Origin of the sequence: Bathymodiolus thermophilus thioautotrophic gill symbiont, assembly GCF_003711265.1 — a bacterium.
In the GTDB taxonomy this organism is placed as follows: Bacteria; Pseudomonadota; Gammaproteobacteria; order PS1; family Pseudothioglobaceae; genus Thiodubiliella.
Window position 1 is genome coordinate 1,363,547 of sequence record NZ_CP024634.1, and the last position, 20,723, is coordinate 1,384,269.

Below are 20,723 nucleotides of genomic sequence, written 5' to 3' on the forward strand. Positions count from 1 at the left end.
ATGGGCTCCGTAGTAAACATATTCAGATCCGTTGTCGACAGCATTGTATACTTTGTAACCGGCAGTTATGTTGGAGATGATGGCGATAACACACTAACTGCGCTTGGCTTTGCCGTATGGGGGGATGGTGTTTATATGCATGGGGGGAATGACACGGTCTATGCTGCCAGTTTAAAGCTTGATGTTTATGACACTTGGGGAGACTTGAGTATTTATGGTGCTGCTGGCCTTATGAATATCAATAAAAGCGATTGGGGTAATATGTCTGTGACGGGTCTTTCTGGGGCAATGACTTTGCGACATACGGGTCGATCGGGCAATATTAATTTTGATGGTGCAGCGGCAAGTAACGATGTGTATCGTCATGGCAATACAGGCAATATTTCATTTTTAGGTATTGGTATCTCAAATAGGGTAATCAACGATGTCAAGTATGGCAATATTGATTTCACAGGTGCCGGTATGTCGAATGTGGTGGAGCGCCGAGGTGGAGAGCGTGGCACTATTCATTTCAAAGGTGCTGGTGCGTTAAACAAAGTTACCAATACTGCCAACCAAGGCAATATCTATTTCAGTGGCATAGGTGCTTACAACAAAGTAGAACGACGAGGCATTTCAGGCAACATTGTTTTCACAGGTGCAGGCTTTTACAACAAAGTGACCAATATCACGCACCAAGGCAACATTAACTTTAGAGGCATTGGTGGATACAACAAAGTAGAACGACGAGGCGGATACAAAGGCAATGTCTTCTTCAAAGGTGTGGGCATAGGTAATCATGTTATCAATACAGCCGAATATGGCAACACCGACTTTATTGGTGGTGGTGGTGCCAATGTTGTCAAACATTCTGCCAATGGCAACCTTTCGTTTAAAGGCATTGGCATTATCAACAAAGTTGATCACACAGGGGATTATGGCAATATGACCTTTATGGGCGGTGGCGGTGGTAACTTTATTACCCGTTCTGGCATAAAAGGCAATGGAGATTTAACCATCTTAGGTGGTGGCAATATCGTTACTTGGTCAACAGATGGCAAATTAAAAGCAAAACTCGGCGGCTTCCGTTTAAACAAAATAGACAGATATGGTCGTGGCGATACAAATTTAATACTTATCTCTCTAGGCAATATCGTCAATGTAGATGTTAGCAAAGGTGATTTAAGCTTGACAGGTATTGGCATAGCCAATATTGTTACCTACAAAGGACACGGCACCTTAAGTGCTGAATTGTTCGGTGGTGCCAATATCATCACCAGAGAGGGCACTGGAGATTCCATACTCCATCTTTTGGCTGGTGCCAATGTCTTCACTGATTTTTCTACAGGCAACATTAGCGGCTCTTTACTCGGCGGTTTGAATGTGGTTACCAAAGACGGCAATGGCGACATTAACATATCTATGTATGGCGGTGGCAATGTCCTTACCCACATCGGCGATGGCGATATTCAAACCAGAATGCTTGGCGGTGCCAATGTTATTACCAAATCAGGTAATGGCGATATAATAGCCCTGTTGTTCGGTCTTGCCAATGTCGTTACCCACATCGGCAATGGCAATGTTTATTTACTTATGCTAGGCATAGGCAACATTGCCACCAAAGTCGGCGATGGCGATGTTATTGTCGGTATGTTTGGCACTGGCAATGTCCTCACCCATGTCGGCAACGGCATGACTGCTGCATTAATGATATCCACAGGCGCTAACTTTTTCACCAAAGTTGGCAACGGCGCTACATTGGCAGTTATGTTTTCATTAGGGGGTAATATTTTTACCCACATTGGCGACGGCCCAAGTGCTGTATTGATGATAGGGGGGCAAGCCAATATCTTTACTAAAATTGGCAACGGCGCCTCAGTCGCAATCATGCTTGCAGGCACTGCCAATGTTTTCACCCATATTGGCAACGGCTTTAGTGCTGCTTTAATGATAGGCGGATGTACCAATGTCTTTACCAAAGTTGGCAATGGCACCACCTTAGCAACCATGATTGGAGGGGGTAATATTTTTACCCATATCGGCAATGGATTCTCAGTTGCATTTGCCGTTGGTGAAGCCAATATTGTTACCAAGATTGGCGCAGGCAATCTAATAACAGCCGCCATCGGCCAAGCCAACATTGTGACCCATATTAATTTAGCAGGCAGCAGCGATGGCAACACCGTTAGCCTAGTAATAGGCCAAGCAAACATCGTTACCCGAATCTCTTCATTGGCAGACTTCAGCGTTACCGTGTCCCCACTTGACGCCATCGTTTCAGACCCCGTTTTAGAAAGACATCGTCTGTTCCCAAGAGGAGACATCTTTTCTGCCCCACAAAAATTCTTAGAATCAGGCTTTGACGCACTCAAAGCCACTGGCGCTGCATTACTCGGTAGCAACAACGAAGGCAGTATGGTCACATTTGCTGTAGGCCGAGCCAATATCATTACCCATGTCGGTAATGGCGCTATGCTAGGTGTTGGCATTGGCGATGCTAATGTCATCAGCAAAGTCGGTCTCGGTCAAACCATACAAGCTGGCATCGGTCGACTTAATATACTCACCTCAGTTGGCGACAACGACAGTTTGCAAATTGGCATTGGCGAAGGCAATTTGATAACCAAAGTCGGCTCTGGCCACAGCGCAATGGTTGCCATCGGCAAAGCCAATATTACCACCAAAGTCGGCGACGGCTTCCATGTCGGACTTTCCATCGGTAAATTCAATGTCAACACCCTTGTTGGCGATGGCATCGCCGTCAACGCTTTGATTGGTAAATACAACCTCAACACCCGCGTCGGACACGGCGTTAATGTCGCTGTTATGAAAGGCGATTACAACATCAATGTACGCTATGGCGATGGTATGAATGTCGCCTTAGCCGCAGGCAAAGGCAACATCACTGTCAAAATCGGCGACGGCGATTTCTACGGCGCTATGATTGAAATACGCACCAACAAACAAAGCGTTACCGCCAAAATGAAAGCCCTAATGCAAGGCATGCTGTCTAACTTAAAAGAAACCGCCAAAAGTGTCTTAGTCAGCCAAACCATCGGCACAGTCATCAACGGCGATGAAGCAGACACAACCAAACTCCGTGGCACCAGCCACTCCACCCCCAAAACAAAAACCGAGTACACCCAAAATGTAAACTCTGCCAATAAAGACATTGACCAATCACAATACCAAGACACAGACGCCAACGAAGATTCAGATATAGACACCCAATCAAGCAAAGACAAACAAACCGTCAACACTTTAAAATCCGACACACGAGTCAACGAAGAAGACGCCAATCATGACGCACAAACAGTAACAGCCTTTTTAAACAATAACAACAATAGTTTAATACCAACTCAAAGCCAAAGACAAGGACAAACACATTCCACCGGACTCGACGAACTAAACCAAAGTGGACAAAGCGATTACCACAACAGTTATACACAATTCGGCAACACCGACAAAATAACAAACGGTGCCAATCAAGACATTGAAAACAGCAAAGGTGGCATTGACAAAAGCAAAAGCAAAACACAACAAGAGCTCAACAATGTCAAACAACGCAACCAAAAGAATCAATTACACCAACAAAAGGAACAACAAGGCGCCAGTCAACGCTTGGGCGATGCCCATCTAAAAAATCAAGAAATCGGCAGCAAAGCCATCAAGCAAAAAGGACCTGCCTTAGTTGCCATGAAAGTCTATCCAACAAGCCAACACCCAGCCACCAAAAGTGTTTTTGAAATAGGCGACAAAGTCATGATTGCCTTAACCATGGACAGAGCCATGAAATACCAAGAAGGCAAAGCAAAATACGCTGCCGACTCCAAGGTCATCATCAACGGCTTGATCTTCTCCCTTTGTGCCAACAAAGGGTTTGCCGACCCCTCTACCAATCCAGATGAAATCACAGTAAAAAACACACAATTAATCTTTGAACACACCGTCCAAATCAACGATGCCTTTACCCAAGGCAAAAGTTTTGCCATTCAATCCTTCTCCGATCTCATCATCAGTGGCATCTCTGACAACGACGGCTATCCGCCTACTTTTACCAACATCATTTACCCCATCTCACTCAACAACACCATTGCCACTAAATTTGACCAACGCAACTTAAGCGTATCTGGCAATACATTCCAAGGTTATACCATTAGCAAAGAATCAAGCGATGCCTCTTGGAATACCGATGCCTTTTCTCAAGAAAGTTTTGTCGGCGATGGCTATGCCATTTTTACCCTAAACGCCACCTCTGCCAGAAAAGGCTTGATGCTCGGCCTGTCCACCGACAACCCAGACGGCAGTTACAAAACCATTGAACACGCCGTTTTTATTCACAACAACAAAATAAAAGATGTCCGCAACAACAACACCAAATACACCGATTTAAATTATCGCTACCAAGCAGGTGACCAAATTAAGATTGAACGCCACGGCACCACCATTCGCTATTACCACCTCGACCACAACGGCAACACCCTCCGCATACTCGCCACCCAAACCGGCATATCCGCCACCTCAGCACTACACATTGACACCTCCATTAAAGACAAAAACCTTACTCTTACCCATGTAAAGCTAGTCAAGGGACTAAGCAACATAAGCCCATACACCATAGATGTACACGCACCAAAACCCATTGCCGATGCTTGGCACATAAAAGGCGAAACTAGCCACACAGACAACACAAGTAACACAGACAATACAGGCAACACAAACAACACAAACAACATCCTAACCATTGGCGACAAAATCAAAGTAACCCTCACCTTAAATGAAGCCGTTACCTTAGCCAAAGTTGGCAGCAACAAAATTATGATTGCTGGCAAAGCCTTCTTATTAACCGGTGAAAACAACACCAGCACCAACACCCTAGAATTTGTCTATACCATTCAAGCAAACGACACAATAGGCACCAAAGACTTTAATATCGATAACCAATACGACATCACCCTAACTGATGTTAAAGACACAGACGGCAACAACATCGACTTCAGCAGTATTACCAGCCCCATACAATTCTCCAAAACATCACTTGACACCAATTTTGATATCGGCGGTGGCAACAGAATAACCCGCACCAACGACACTTATGAAAAAACCTCTGGCGCTGGCTGGAATGCCGATGTTACCTCTGCCAAAGGCTTTGTTAACGACGGCTATGTCATCGCCAAAATTGGCGCCCTTGGCAAAAGCATGATGCTTGGACTTTCCAGTGACGACACCGACAATTCTTACGGCAGCATAGATTATGCTTTGTATGCAGATGGTGGCATCGGCAGTAAGTTTGTCATCTATGAAAATGGCGATCGTGAAAAAGACACCGGTGTTGCTTATGCCATTGGCGACTATATGAAAGTCGTTCGTTCAGGCACCAGCATAAAGTATTACCACATCAAAGCCGCCGACGGCCCCCTTGCCAAAGGCACTTTACTTTACACCTCCAAAAAAACCTCAAATGCCAACACCCAATTGTTCTTAGACAGCGCCTTTCTCAGCGTAGGTGCCAAATTATCAGCAATGCAAATATTCAGCAACAATCATCTGCCATTCTCAGTAGATGTTTACGCACCCAAACCCATCAGCACCAACGCATGGCAAATAGACACCACAACCGCCGATAACAACGGCGTCTTCACCCTCGGCGATAAAATCAAATTAACCCTCACCATAGACGAAGCCGTAACCTTAGCCAAGGTTGGCAGCAACAAAATTATGATTGCTGGCAAAGCCTTCTTATTAACCGGTGAAAATGGCACCGTTACCAACACACTGGTATTCACTTACACCGTTCAAATCAACGACAAAATTGACGCTCAGTACTTTAACATCAGCAACAAAAACGACATTATTCTCAACAATGTCACAGACAGCGACGGCAACAACATTAATTTTGACAGCATCACCTACACCACCCCCGTCAAACTGTCTAACACCTCACTTGACAACAACCTAACCATCAGCAATGATAAACGCATCACCCTAACCAACGGCGTTTATGAAAAAACCACCAATGCCGGCTGGAACAGCGATGTAACCTCCACCAAAGGCTTTGTTAACGACGGCTATGTCATCGCCAAAATTGGTGCCCTTGGCAAAAGCATGATGCTTGGGCTCTCCAGTGACGACACCGACAATTCTTACGGCAGCATAGATTATGCTTTGTATGCAGATGGCGGTATCGGCAGTAAGTTTGTCATCTATGAAAATGGCGATCGTAAAAAAGACACCGGTGTTGCTTATGCCATTGGCGACTATATGAAAGTCGTTCGTTCAGGCACCACCATAAGGTATTACCACATCAAAGCCGCTGACGGCCTCCTTGCCAAAGGCACTTTACTTTACACTTCCAGCAAAACCTCAAATGCCAACACCCAATTGTTCTTAGACAGTGCCTTTCACAGCATAGGTGCTAAGTTATCAGAGATGCAAATATTAAGTGGCAACAAACCCACTCTTTCCGTCGATGTTTACGCACCAAAACCCACTACCAACGCTTGGCACATAGACTGCGAACCCGCCAACAGCAAAGGCATCTTTACCATTGGCGATACCATCAAAGCAACACTCACTTTAGACAAACGCGTTACCCTTGCCAATGTCGGTCGCAATAAAATCGTGGTTGCCGGCAAAGAATTCCTTTTAACAGGTACCAACGGCACCGTTACCAATACCTTAGATTTTACCTACACCATTCAAGCCAACGACAAACTGATTGCCACCAGTATGCGTTACGATGTTCTTTTAACAGGCGTGGTAGATGACAAAGGCAATTCAGTGGATATGAGCAATGCCACCAGCCCTGTTGGACTGAGCAACAAATTGATTGACACCGACCTTGTTATTAACACCAAACCTCTTATTGCCAGTTTTCATTCATTTGTTTTGCCTAACTTGAGCACCATAACACACACTGATGGCGTGTATGAAAAAATCCTTGCAAGCAATTGGAACACCAATATCACTTCCGCCAAAGGCTTTACCAATGATGGCTATGCCATCGCCAAGATTGGCTCCCTTGGCAAACACATGAGAGTAGGGCTCTCAAGTGTCAATACCAACAACAGCACCCATAATATGGATTATGCTTTGTATGTGTCCGACAATACCTTTTTAATCTATGAAAAAGGTCATTACAAAAAAGACACACAAGTGAGTTATGCCGTTGGCGACTATATAAAAATCGCCAGATCAGGCAGCACCATCAAGTACTACCACATTAAGGCAGCTGACGGCGCACTTGCCAAAGGCACCTTACTCTACACTTCAAACAACACCTCAAATGCCAACACCCAATTGTTTTTAGACAGTTCTCTTTATGGTGCAGGTGCCAAATTATCAAACATGCAAATATTTAGTGGCAGTCATGTGGCATTTTCAGTGGATGTTTACGCCCCCAAACCCACCAAGGACGCTTGGCACATCAGTGGTACTGTTAACGACCAAGGTGCTTTTGCCCTTGGCAATGAAATTAAAATAACCCTAAACATCGATGAAGCCGTTACCTTAGCCAAAGTTGGCAGTAACAAAATCATTATTGCTGGCAAAGAATTCCTCTTAACCGGCACCAATGGCACCGTTACCAAAACCTTAGAGTTTGCTTACACCGTTCAACTTAACGACAAAATCAACAGCGCCTTTTTAATTGACAACAAAGACGACATTGTCTTAACCGACATCAAAGACACAGACGGCAACAGCATCGACTTTGGCAACCTCTCTAACGGCATAGACATCACCCCCAACAGCCAAAACCTTGCCCTTAACAACAAAGGACTGGCAACAATCACCACCAACATTACCCGCTGGTATGCCAACAACACCAACAGCAACATTCAACGCATGACCGATGGCAACACCCGTGCAAACGGTGCACTAGATTATGCCACACATCCAAAAAATGCCGATGGCAAACACATCTTATTTGATTTTAAAGGGGTTAATTACAACAACGGCAGTTTTAAGTTGTATAACCGCAAAATCCTAACCAGTAGAATCAACGGCTCAGTCGTTGAGTTCCTCAAAGACGGCGTCGTGGTTTCCATTCGCACCATCAGCGATGCTGGCAATGTTATTGAAATCACCCCCAGCAGTGACATTGTCTTTGATCAAGTCAAACTCACCTTTAGTGGCGATTTACAAAACTTCCGTGAAGTTGAAATCTTTGGCAAAAACGCCAGCCTATCAATAGACGCTGGCGCCCCAGAGCCCCTAAAACATAACGCTTGGCGTATCAATAGAGACATTGCCGATAGCGGTGGCGCCTTTACCGTTGGCAATGAAATCAAAGTAACCTTACGCTTAGACGAAGCCGTTACCCTCGCCAAAGTTGACAGCAACAAAATCACCATCGCCAACAAAGACTTCTTCTTAACAGGCACCAACGGCGATACCACCAAGACCCTAACATTCACTTACACCGTACAAGCCAATGACAACATCAACGCCGAAGATTTTAACATCAACAGTAAAAAAGACATTGTCCTAAATGACATCAAAGACACCGACGGTAACAACATCAACTTCAGCAGTATTACCGGCGCCGTCTCACTCGCCAATGCATCCCTTAACACCGACTTTGTCATTGGCGGTAATAATAGAATAACCCACATCAACGGCGTTTACAAAAAAACCGCCAACGCCAACTGGAATGCCGATGTCGCCTCCACCAAAGGTTTTGTTAACGACGGCTATGTCATCGCCAAAATTGGCGCATCCAACAAAAAAGTAATGCTCGGCCTATCAAGCAACAACAGCAACAATTCTTACGACAGCCTAGATTACGCCCTATACGCCGACCCCGGCACCAACAAGACACTTATCGTCTATGAATCCAGCGAACGCATATACTGCACAGGCGTAACCTACGCCAAAGGCGACTACATGAAAGTCGTTCGCTCAGGCACCAGCATAAAGTATTACCACATCAAAGCCGCCGACGGCCCCCTTGCCAAAGGCACTTTACTTTACACCTCCAAAAAAACCTCAAATGCCAACACCCAATTGTTCTTAGACAGCGCCTTCCACGATGTCGGCGCCACATTGTCAGAAATGCAAATATTTAGCGGCAACTATTCAGCACTTTCCATCGATGTACACGCCCCCAAACCCATCACAAACGCCTGGCACACCAACAGCATACCCAACAACAACAACAGCACCAACGACAACGACAACAACAACGATACCAACGACAACAACACCAAAAAAAGCAAAAACATAAGCAAAGGCGTCTTCACCCTCGGCGACCAAATCAAAGTAACCCTAACTCTAGATAAACGCATCACCCTCGCCAATGTCGGCAAGAACAAAGTCATCATTGCTGGCAAAGAATTCCTCTTAACAGGCGTCAACGGCAAAATCACCAACATCCTAGAGTTCGCTTACACCGTTCAAGTCAACGACAAAATTGATACCGCCTTTCACATTAACAACAAAAACAACGACATTGTCCTAATCGACATCAAAGACACAGACGGCAACAACATCAACCTTAGCAAGGTTCCCAACAGCATCGACATCATCCCCAGCATACAAAACCTAAGCCTCAGCAAACAAGGATTGGCAACCATCAGCACCAATGTTAGCAGTTGGTACACCGATGACGCCGCCACCAACATTCAACGCATGACCGATGGCAACACCAGTGCAAGCGGTGCCCTAGATTATGCCACACACCCCATGTATGCCGACGGCAAACACATTTTGTTTGATTTTGGCGCAGCCAACTACAGCAACGGCAGTTTTAAACTCTACAACCGCGAAAGTTTCACCAACAGAATCAACGGCTCAGTCGTTGAATTCCTCAAAGACGGCGTCGTGGTACTCAGCCGCACCATCAGCAATGCCGGCAACATTGTCACCATCACCCCCGCAACCTATGTTATCTTCGACCAAGTCAAACTCACCTTTAGCGGCGATGCACAAAACTTCCGTGAAATTGAAATCTTTGGCAAAAACTCAAACCTATCCATCGATTCCGGCGCCCCAGAACCCCTAAAAAACAACGCTTGGCACATCAACAGAGATGTTGCCGACAGCAACGGCGAATTCAATGTTGGCGATGAAATCAAAGTAACCCTAACCCTAGACGAAGCCGTTACCCTCGCCAAAGTTGGCAGCAACAAAATTATTATCGCCAACAAAGCCTTCTTCCTCACAGGCACCAACGGCACAACCACCAACACATTAGAGTTCACCCACACCGTTACAATCAACGACCAAATCAACGCCAAAGATTTTGACATCGACAACAAAAACGACATCATTCTCATCAATGTCAAAGACACACACGGCAACAACATTAACTTCAGCAACATCACCCGCTCCATAGAACTCGCCAACATCCCCCTTGACACCAACTTTAACATTAACAACAGCAACACCAGCACCAACGACAACGACAACACCAATAACGATAGCAACAACAATAGCAACAACATAATCCACACCGGCAACCTCTACGAAAAAACCGCCAACACCGGCTGGAACACCAACATCACCTCCGCCAAAGGCTTTACAGACAATGGCAGCGTTATCGTCAAAATAGGCAGCAACAACAAAGCCCTAATGGTTGGATTGTCTACCAACAACAACAGCGACAGCAACAACAACAATAATAACGACAACAACAACCCAACAATAAGTTTTGCCATCCACATCAACAACACCGGCAACATCAACGCCATCTACGAAAACAACCAATGCGTCAAAGAATTCCCCACCGACCAATACCTCTACTCAGCAGGCGATTATCTAAAAATAGAACGAGACAACACAACCATAAACTACTACCTCATCAAAGCCAACGACCAAGCAACCAAAGGCACCTTACTCTACACCTCAAGCCAAATCTTAAGCGCCAACACCAAACTGTTCTCAAACAGCGCCTTACACGACATCGGCGCCCAAATATCCAACATCCAAATGTTTGACGACAACAAATCCTCACTCTCAATAAAAGCCAAAATGTCCACCTCAACAACCAACCCTCTAGGCGACAACGACACCTTCGACCAAACCTCTGGCAATTACCAACTTAACAACAACTCTAGAACAGGCACCTCCACCAATAACAACAACCCCAACAATCCCAATAACCCCAACAACCCCCAAAACACCCAAGAAGAACAAAACACCCAAACAGCACAAAAATGGTTCAAACCCACAATCAATCACCACTTCTTCCAAAACTTACCCTCCCCCCAAAACTTACCCTCCTCCCAAGCACCTCAAATCTTTATCATCACCGGCCTATCCAACGCAAATGTTGACCTAGCAATGCAACTCAAAACAAAACACGACATTGTCATCTACTACAACACCACCACCAACCAAATAGAATACCTCTACGGCCAAGAAAACGACATCGAAGTAACCCGCATAGAATACCACATCATCGCCAACGGCAAATCCATCAACACCCTAGTTGAAGACACCCTCAACAACACCTACACCGTCAACACCGACGACGACCCCGACGACGACATCGACACCCAAGCCATCGTCGCCCAACTACAACAAGCCATCACCACCAACAGAGCCAACACCAGACTCCACGCAAACTGGCTCACCAGACACAGTTTCGCAAAAAGAGGCCTACCCTTCACCCCAACCCCAACAACCCCCAACACCCAACCCAATACCCAGCCCAACCCCCAATCCACCCAAAAAACATCCAAATACCAAAGCAACATCATCGTCCAAAACAGCAACGACCCCACCGTCATCGAAGCAGCCAACGCCTTATTCAACAAACACCCCACCACCAGCATCCTCGTCAAATTCGACCAAAACGGCAACCTCATCACCCTCAAAGGCGCCCCCTACACCCCCACAGGCGACACCCGCATTAACTTTGTCGACCACGGCACCAACCTAAGCCAAGAAGGCGCACAATCACTCGCAAACAAAGCCCAAACACTCCACCAAACCTACAGCAACACCAACACCAACATCAAACGCATCGCCCTAGTAGGATGCAGCACCGACGGCGCCAACCAAGACCTCACCCGCAACTTCGCCAAGACCATTTATAACAACACCCCCGCACTAAAAAGTGCCGAAATAACCGGCAGACATGGAGATATACAAATCAACCCAGACGGCACCAAGACCATGGTTGTGGGGGGTGAAAAGATGATTTATCAGTGGAATGCTGATTTGGATATCGTTACCCAGCAAACTGAAGAGTCTAAGCGAGTGGCTGAGGTGTTGGATGGGTTGAAACTAGGCCCCTTTAATTCTGAAACATCATCTCAAGATGACAATATTGCTTATATAAAAAAATTACCTACAGTTTTAACCAATGCAGAGATAGATACAGATGTTATTCTGGGTAGTGGTGCTTTCAAAATTGCCCATGCATTCAGAGACAATCCTAATTTGATATTTTTAGCACTAATAGAAAATGACGAGGTTCAGGACCTTGAAAAGGAAGTAAAAATGTTAGGTAAGTTAAATAAACTGGGTGTAAAAACACCTAAATTCTATCAAAAAACTTCTTTTACTTCTGAGGAAAGGTTGCTGCAACATGGTTTGATTGCACAAAGGATTGTGGGGGCAGAGGACTTAGATTTGGATGAGAATATAGAGGATAAACGCCTTCCACAAGAGGTGCTTGATTATAGTAATCAGCAAACTTTAAGGGACATTAAGCACTTACAGCAAGTATTTATACACAATCCCAATCTTATTGTGAGTGATTTTCAGGGAATTATTGGCAAAGATGGGCAACTGTATATCATAGATCCAATGAGGGTTGATAACGCCAGTGTGCCTCCTCCGAAGCTTACAACAAATCATGAATATAATTTATTCAATTTAATGCGAGTTGAGGAGAGTATTCTTGAACACCACAGACTCTTTACTGAGTCACACACTAACCATATCATCTATATTGATAAAAACTTATGGGAATCTAATGACGAATTAAGAGAAAAATTACTAAAAGAGGATCAAGGGAATAAAGTTATTGTTCAATATGATGCTTTAACCAATGAAAAAACCATTATCACTCAACCAGATAACTTTCGGGACTTAATTTTTGATACTATTGAAGTGATTACTGATGACCCCGGCGCTCAAAATGCTGATTTACAAGAAGACTATATGTTGTTTGCTGAGCAAGAGCATTGGATAATGGGAGATGACCTTACTTTTCGTGCAAATTCACTTGAAGGTTACAATACCTTGAATTTAAGGAGTAATGGCAAAAATAAACACAATGTCATTTTGCGAATTAGCGATGATAGCATTACCCGAAATGCTGCTGAAAGTTTATATAAAAAACATCCTGAAAATAGCATTATTGTTACACTAGATGAAAGGGGTAGATTGGTTTTTCCGAGAGATGTGGCATTTAATCCTGATGATAGCGTGCGTTTAAATATTATAGGGCATCCAAGTGATTTAGAGCAAGTTGGCGCTAGAAATTTAGTTCGCTATACCACACAAATAACAGAAAAATACAATATGAACTCGTTACAGAATGAGTCTTATTTGAATCGTGTGGCTCTAGTTGGCTGTGAAAGCCAAGAGCTCAGTAAAGCGTATGCCAAACAATTTTATACGCTGAAACATTTAAGAGGTGCTATTGTTACTGGCAGAGTTGGCGATATGCAAATCAATCCAGATGGCAGTAAGACCATGGCGAAAAATGGGCAAAAGACCATTCATAATTGGGATTATGAAGGCAAGCAACCTGTGTGGCAAACAATTGATGCCAAAAGAACTGGTAAGATTTTAAAAAGCTTAAAATTAGGATTGGGTGATACACCCTCAAATATACCTGATTCATTGGACTATAACGATATAGGCGATAAGGAGGGCGATGGCATCATGAAAACTGCTTACACCCTAAAAGACCATCCCAATCTATTGTTCTTACAACTAGACACTGAAACGCCACTAAAAGTCGAAAAATTGGAGCATGAAATTGCTTGGATTAATAAAATGCGAGAACTTGGCATTAAAACACCAGAATACTATAAAGCTATTGTTATGACCGATCAGAATCATCAAAAGCATCATGGAATTTTGGTTGAACGCATTCCTGATGCGAAAGTTATCAGACCAGATTCACCTAATCTGATGAAAAACAAATACATAACCAAAAGAACCCTAGATGACATTCGAAGTTTGTTGGACAAGTTTGAACAAAATCCAGATCTGTATATTCCCGATCTTCAAATGCTAATGGGTAAAGATGGGCAGCTTTATGTTTTCGACCCAGGATCTGCTGACTCACCAATGCATCAACCTGATAGCCCTGCCAATCAAATTGCGAGAAGCATGAATATGAAGGAGCTTAAAAAGTTGAATGAAAAGGCAACACTTTTTCTTGGAAAATTCAATGAAAGCAATAGGATGCATGCTATTTTTGTTGACGAAGCATTGCTAAAAAAAGACCCAAATCTTGAAGAAAAGTTAATAAATAAAGCAAAAAAACAACAAGACCTTGCTATTTTCAGTTACAACTTTGAGGGTATGTTGGTTGAACCCACTCTATTGTATCAACCAGATAATTCTCAACCAATTGATAGAATTGAAGTGATGGCTGACAAGGGTAATCGCTCTCCTAATCAAATTGACATGTCTTTTTTAGCACGAGATATGCCCAATATATCTAACGATATGATTTTTCGTTGCCGACCCGCAGAAAATTTCAGCAACTACCGAACCAATATTATCGTCCAACACGGCGATAGCGACACCGCAATTAAAGCTGCCCAAGACCTTGCTAACAAACACCCTGACAACAGCATCATTGTTCATTTTGATGCTGATAACAAATTAGTCACCTCAAACAATGAGTTTTATACCCCTAAAGGCAATGTGCGACTTAGTTTTGTTGATCATGGGGGAAACTTTGTGACAGACGAAAGTAACATGGATAATTTGATTGACAAAGTCAAGCAAATTAATGACACTTACGGCAATGAAAATACTTATTTTGAGCGCATTGCCTTGGTAGGTTGTGACACCGATGGCGTTGGGAAAACTTTAACCAAAGACTTTGCCCGTGCTGTTTATAACAACATACCTACCCTAAAAAATGCAGACATTACTGGTAGAGCAGGGGAGGTGCAGGTCAATGATGATGGCACCAAAACCATGAAAACAGGGGGTGCTAAAACGGTTTATAGTTGGGATGAAGCAGTTGAAGGAAACATTAAAGAAAGATCAGAGACGGTTAAACGCTATAGTGATAGTTTAGAAAATCCATTGGGCAAGTTTGATGACCAAATAAGAGAAATAGATAGACTTCTTGATATAAAACCAATGAGCGAAAGTACTGAGAAAATTTTGACCGATACTCGTAACGCTTTGCTCGAAATAAATTTGGCTTATCATACGGCACCCGATAACTTAAGCCATATCGTCAGTCTTTTGGCAAGACATGAACTAAAATTAAAAGCATATTTAGATGAACACGAGGACACTCAGGTTAAAAAGAGTTTAGAGGTATTTTGTGATTCTTTAAATATTCAGGGCAACAATATACAATTTGAAATAGACGCCCAACTGAGCAAAGAATTTTCAGAGATTCTTAAATGGGCACCTGAAAATCAAACCTTAAAACTTATTGCTTTTCATGAAAAATTACTAAGCAAAAAAAATCAATATTCTCAATTAGCACTGCTAACACATCAATCTTTAAAAGAAGTAAAAAGATCGGTGAGCGCCACATTAGACAAAGTTGAGGACATAGCAAATAAAGCAAGCACTTTGGATGCTGACGAAAAAATCAAGGCTTTAGCAGGAGCCAATAAATATATAAACTATTTACATGCAAATTTAAAATACTTTAAAGAAGCAGACCAGACTAGAGTAAAAGAATTTAAAACGAAAACCTTGCCACCCTTGGAACTAAGTACATGGCATAGAACCAAGGTGGTAAACACATATCGTGTACCGCTCGTTGATGACAATGCTTTTAGAGTTGTTGTGCAGTTATCAAGTGACACTGATACTGCCAACGGTGCCGCATATTTGGCAGGCAAACACTTCGGCAATTCTACACTTGTTCAAATAGATAAATATGGCAATTATAAAGTTGTGCATGGGCCCGAATTAAAAGATATACCAGACGGTAAGAAAGCCAAATTCGTGTTTTTAGGTCATGGCAATAGCATCAAAAAGACGATGGGAGGCAGAGTGGCTAGCGATATGGCAAAACATATTCTTGATTTAAAGTTAGTTATTCCCAAAACTGTAGACATTACAGCAGTTGCCATAAAAGGATGTTGTGCGGGGGCTGATTATGGGAAAGATATTTTAACGGAACTTAATAAAGAAAAATTCAGACCCCTGGTTACCTCCAAACCTGGTCACACAAAAGTAGATCATTCAGGCAGGCAGCTAACTGATGGAATCTATCATTCTGAGGACAACAGAACTGCTTGGAAATACAATAAAGACAATAAAATAGTCACCATACCTTATTCAGATGACAAGCACCATATAGTGCTTGCTATTGATGAACATGGCGAGCCAAAAGTAATTAAAACGCACGACAATAAGAATTGGAAAGAATTTAAAGGTGAACTAAGGGTGCGTATTGTAGCTGGAGGACGCATGAAAACAGTGGATGCATTAATGGAGTTCCAAGAGCAACTGAGAGATCAGGGCGCCACAATGAGACAAATAGATGTAGAGATGGGAGACCAGAATTGGGTTGGTGATTCGTCTACTGCACTGCATGACTATGGAGGGTATGCAAGATCAATGAGCGATTTCATTGAATCAAATATTGCATTTCATCTCGACTCTGGAGCGCATGAGGGATCCACTATTTTTAGTTACAAGGATGCGCCTAATCGTGAACAATTGGTATTCAACCCAGGGTACTCCATCAAATCTTCAGATACATGTTTAAGTGATCGCATTACTCTTGATTATGATAAAGATAATCGCCCTTTACTTTTAACCTCAACAGAAAGTGACTCTGACATCTTTCTAAGTATTTATATTGGTGATGCAGATTACAAAAAAGAATGGGTGTTGTCGCAATTACAAAAAGCAAAAGAAGTGGCTGGAAATTCCTCAATTCTTAAAGTTAGAGTCTTAACAAGCACAAAATATTTAATGCCTATAAAAGATGGCAGAGATTTGGTTAACTACCTTTCTCAAGAGCTTGAAGTTAGAACGGAAGCGCGTCACAAAGGTGTCAACGACTCTCAATTCAGATTGTTACTATCAAAAAATCCTGGGGACTCTGAAGTAAAAATGGAGCACCTAGCCGAAACCACCTCCCACCAAAATATCCCTCTGCATAATTGGGGTGACTTAAGCCAAGAACAAATCAACAAACTGGCTGCAGAATCCCAAAGAACCAAACCCAGTTTAGTCAATCACGACTACCAAGTCTTAATCCAAACCGAAGCTGATGACAATGTTAAAGACAGCACTCTTAAACTCGCTTTTAAGCACCCCACGCAAACCACCATCGTGCAAATGCAAAAAGACGGCACCTACAAAGTAGTTTACGGCTTGGAACTTAAAGACATTATAGGCAAAGTCAAAATGGTGGCCGTAGGTTACGGCAGAGAAAAAAACGGCGTCCAAACACTAGGCGGTAGAAATGAAAGTGAATTAAGCGACAACATACTCACCCTCAAACGAGACCTAAACCCAACCAATACCACAATAGGGCGCACCAGCCTTGTAGGCTGTAACTTAGAAAGCAACAATCCCACCAATAATCCTGACAGCCAATACGGCAAACAAGTCATCCAAAGACTCCATCAAGGTGGCATTAATGGCGATTTAAGCGTTAGAAGTAGTTATGTTGGCATTCAACCAGACGGCACAAAAGTTACCTCAAATACAGGGGCGGACAATTGGAAACACAAAGACAGCGAAGCCAAAACTGTTTATAGTTATGACAAAAATGGCAAAGTAGAAAGTAAAGCGTATGACAACAACGGTGTGCTGGTTAAATACAACGGACAACATTTGGACGGCACAAGATACAAAAGCAATATCATTGTTCAAAATAGCGACAACGCTACCGTCGTTGAAGCCGCTAATGCCTTGTTTAACAAACACCCCAACACCAGTGTTATCGTTAAATTCGACCAAAATGGCAATCTTGTTACCCTAAAAGGTGAGGCCTACACCCCAACAGGTGACATTCGTATCAATTTTGTTGATCACGGCACCAACTTAAGCCAAGAGGGCGCACAATCATTAGCAGACAAAGCCAGAATACTTCAACAAACTTACGGCAATAGCGACACCAAAATCAAACGCATGGCTTTGGTCGGGTGCGACACCGATGGCGTCGACCAAAGCCTAACCCGAAACTTTGCCCATGCTGTTTACAATGACACACCCGCTCTAAAACAGACAGAAATTACTGGCAGAACAGGACAAGTACAAGTGAATACTGATGGCACCAAAACCATGACAACAGACGGCGCTAAAACGATTTATAGTTGGGATAACGACAAAGGAGGGATTGCCCGAAAAATTGAGACAGTTAAACGCTATAGCGATATTTTGGAGAATCCATTAAATGATCTTAACGATCAAATAAAAGAAATAGAAAAATTACTTAAAAGCGAACAAATTCAATCTAGCGAGCAAAGCAAACATCGCAACATCTTAGTCAGCACTCTTAATGTTTTGTATGAAGCGCAAAAAAATGGCTTGGAAGCCTCTTTTGATAAGTTAAAACAAGCCAAAGAAAATTTTTATGCACACTTAAAAGAAAATCCTTCAACCAGATTAAAAAAAATATATTCCCCCTTAGAGAGCCTTACCCTTAAAGTTAAAAACCAAATCTTAGAAAGAACAGATCGAGAATCACACGCACTTGCACTGTCTTTACAGAGGCAAAACCAGGATGCTCAAACATTGGAAGTTGGGCAAAAGATTGAAAAATTAAAGGATGTTTATAATCAGTTCGTAGAACTCTCAAAGAACAATCCTGAAATGCGTCAATGGGCAGAGGAAAATAGATTAAATATAGGGAAGAAAATTCAATTGGCTCAGGAATTTCAAGCTAAAATTACAAAAATGGGGGCACCTAAAGTTGCACAGGGCGGTACCGATGTATTGGTGAAATACAAACATCAGGTTATTGTATCAACTGACCCCATGTTAAGCGACGAGCTGCTATTGGCAGGAAAATACCCCGATAACACAACTATTATCGCCACGGATATACAAGGCAATTATAAGGTTATATACGGCCCTAAATTAGATCAAATACCAAAAGGGGAGTTAAAAGTTGTAGTTACGGGGCACGGCTCCTCAAGAGGAATTAGAGGCAGAAGTGTTGGTATTGTTGCCCAACATGTTGCCACAGTAAGCCAAGCCATCCATCGTGACTCCAGTATAGCAAAAGTTAGTTTAGTTGCTTGCAATTTAGGGGGTGAATATGCAAAAAATCTTTTGCTCAATTTACAAAAAAAAGGAATAGTTACTGCTGCAATAAGTGTCAGATTAGGTAATGTATCCGTTTTTTATGATGGTAGAAAAATAATGGCAAATCCAGAAAGCCATGACTATACAAAATATCGGTCAAATACATTGAAAGAAACTTACGCCCTTAACAAGCAAGGCGAAATAATCTTTGTAGATTCTTATTTAGATGAGCATTACGATGTCATTCTTTCTGTTGATGAAGATGGAACACCAAAAATAGAAAATATTTATGGCAATAAAGCAATACATGAATTACAAGGTAAGTTAAAGATTCGTGTCAAAGCTGGAAGTTTTGATGCAACCAAAAGTGCGCTTCAGCAGTTTGAAAATAAACTACCTTCAGGCGTCTCAATGGCGCAAATCAACATCAAAATAGAAAAAGATAACAATTGGTTTACTCAGCACGATGTGTGGAAACAAGGGGAGAATTTAGACACCCTTAATAAAGACTTCGGTGCAAATATTATGGCGTACTTTAATCCTGAAGATGGGCAGCCAATAAGAGTCATTCGTAACAATGGCGTTGACACTAGTGTGACAATGTTTCAGGGTATATCGCGATTTATTAGAAGACCCGATATGGAGGAAAATAGAATAAGGTTAACAGAATATAACAGCATACCAGTGCAACGAATATTGGAATACAGCACCAATGCATTTGACGATAGCTTTGTACTGCAAATTGAACACACACCAAGGGGTGGCGTTCCTACGATAAAACAAACTCTAGATAGCATAAGTCTTGCATCCGAAGTTGCTCAAAAACACGCTATTGCATATATATTAATCTCAGTGCCTGAGAGTGTAGATATCAATCATTATAAAACTCTAGTTGACACTCTGTCTGAAACATATAAAGTTGAAGTTGATGTATGGGTGGATTTAAAGGATGGTACATATAAAGAATGGCTATCAAAAAATCCTGAGGACTCTGAAGTAAAGGTAGAACACTTGGCCAAAACCACCCCTCACCAAAACACCCCCCTTCACAACTGGGCCAACTTAAACCAAGAGCAAATCAATAAACTAGCCCTAGAATCCCAAAAAACCAAACCCAGCCTAGCCAACCACGACCACCAAGTCCTCATTCAAACCGAAGCTGATGACAATGTTAAAGACAACACCTTAAGACTCGCCTCTAAACACCCCACACAAACCACCATCGTGCAAATGCAAAAAGACGGTACCTACAAAGTAGTTTACGGCGCTAAACTTGAAAATATTACAGGCAGAGTCAAAATGGTGGCTGTAGGTTACGGCAGAGAAAAAAACGGCGTCCAAACACTAGGCGGTAGAAATGAAAGTGA

1 protein-coding gene (cut by a window edge) is annotated in these 20,723 nt (G+C 42.8%); it reads left to right on the forward strand.

The genetic code is table 11. The features are described from left to right. Positions 1 to 20,723, forward strand: the 5' portion of a protein-coding gene (locus tag MS2017_RS05315) for a C80 family cysteine peptidase (protein ID WP_122951505.1). The gene runs 9,769 nt beyond the window's last position; 20,723 of the gene's 30,492 nt are visible here — the first part of the coding sequence; it begins with the start codon at positions 1 to 3; its stop codon lies beyond the right edge, outside the window.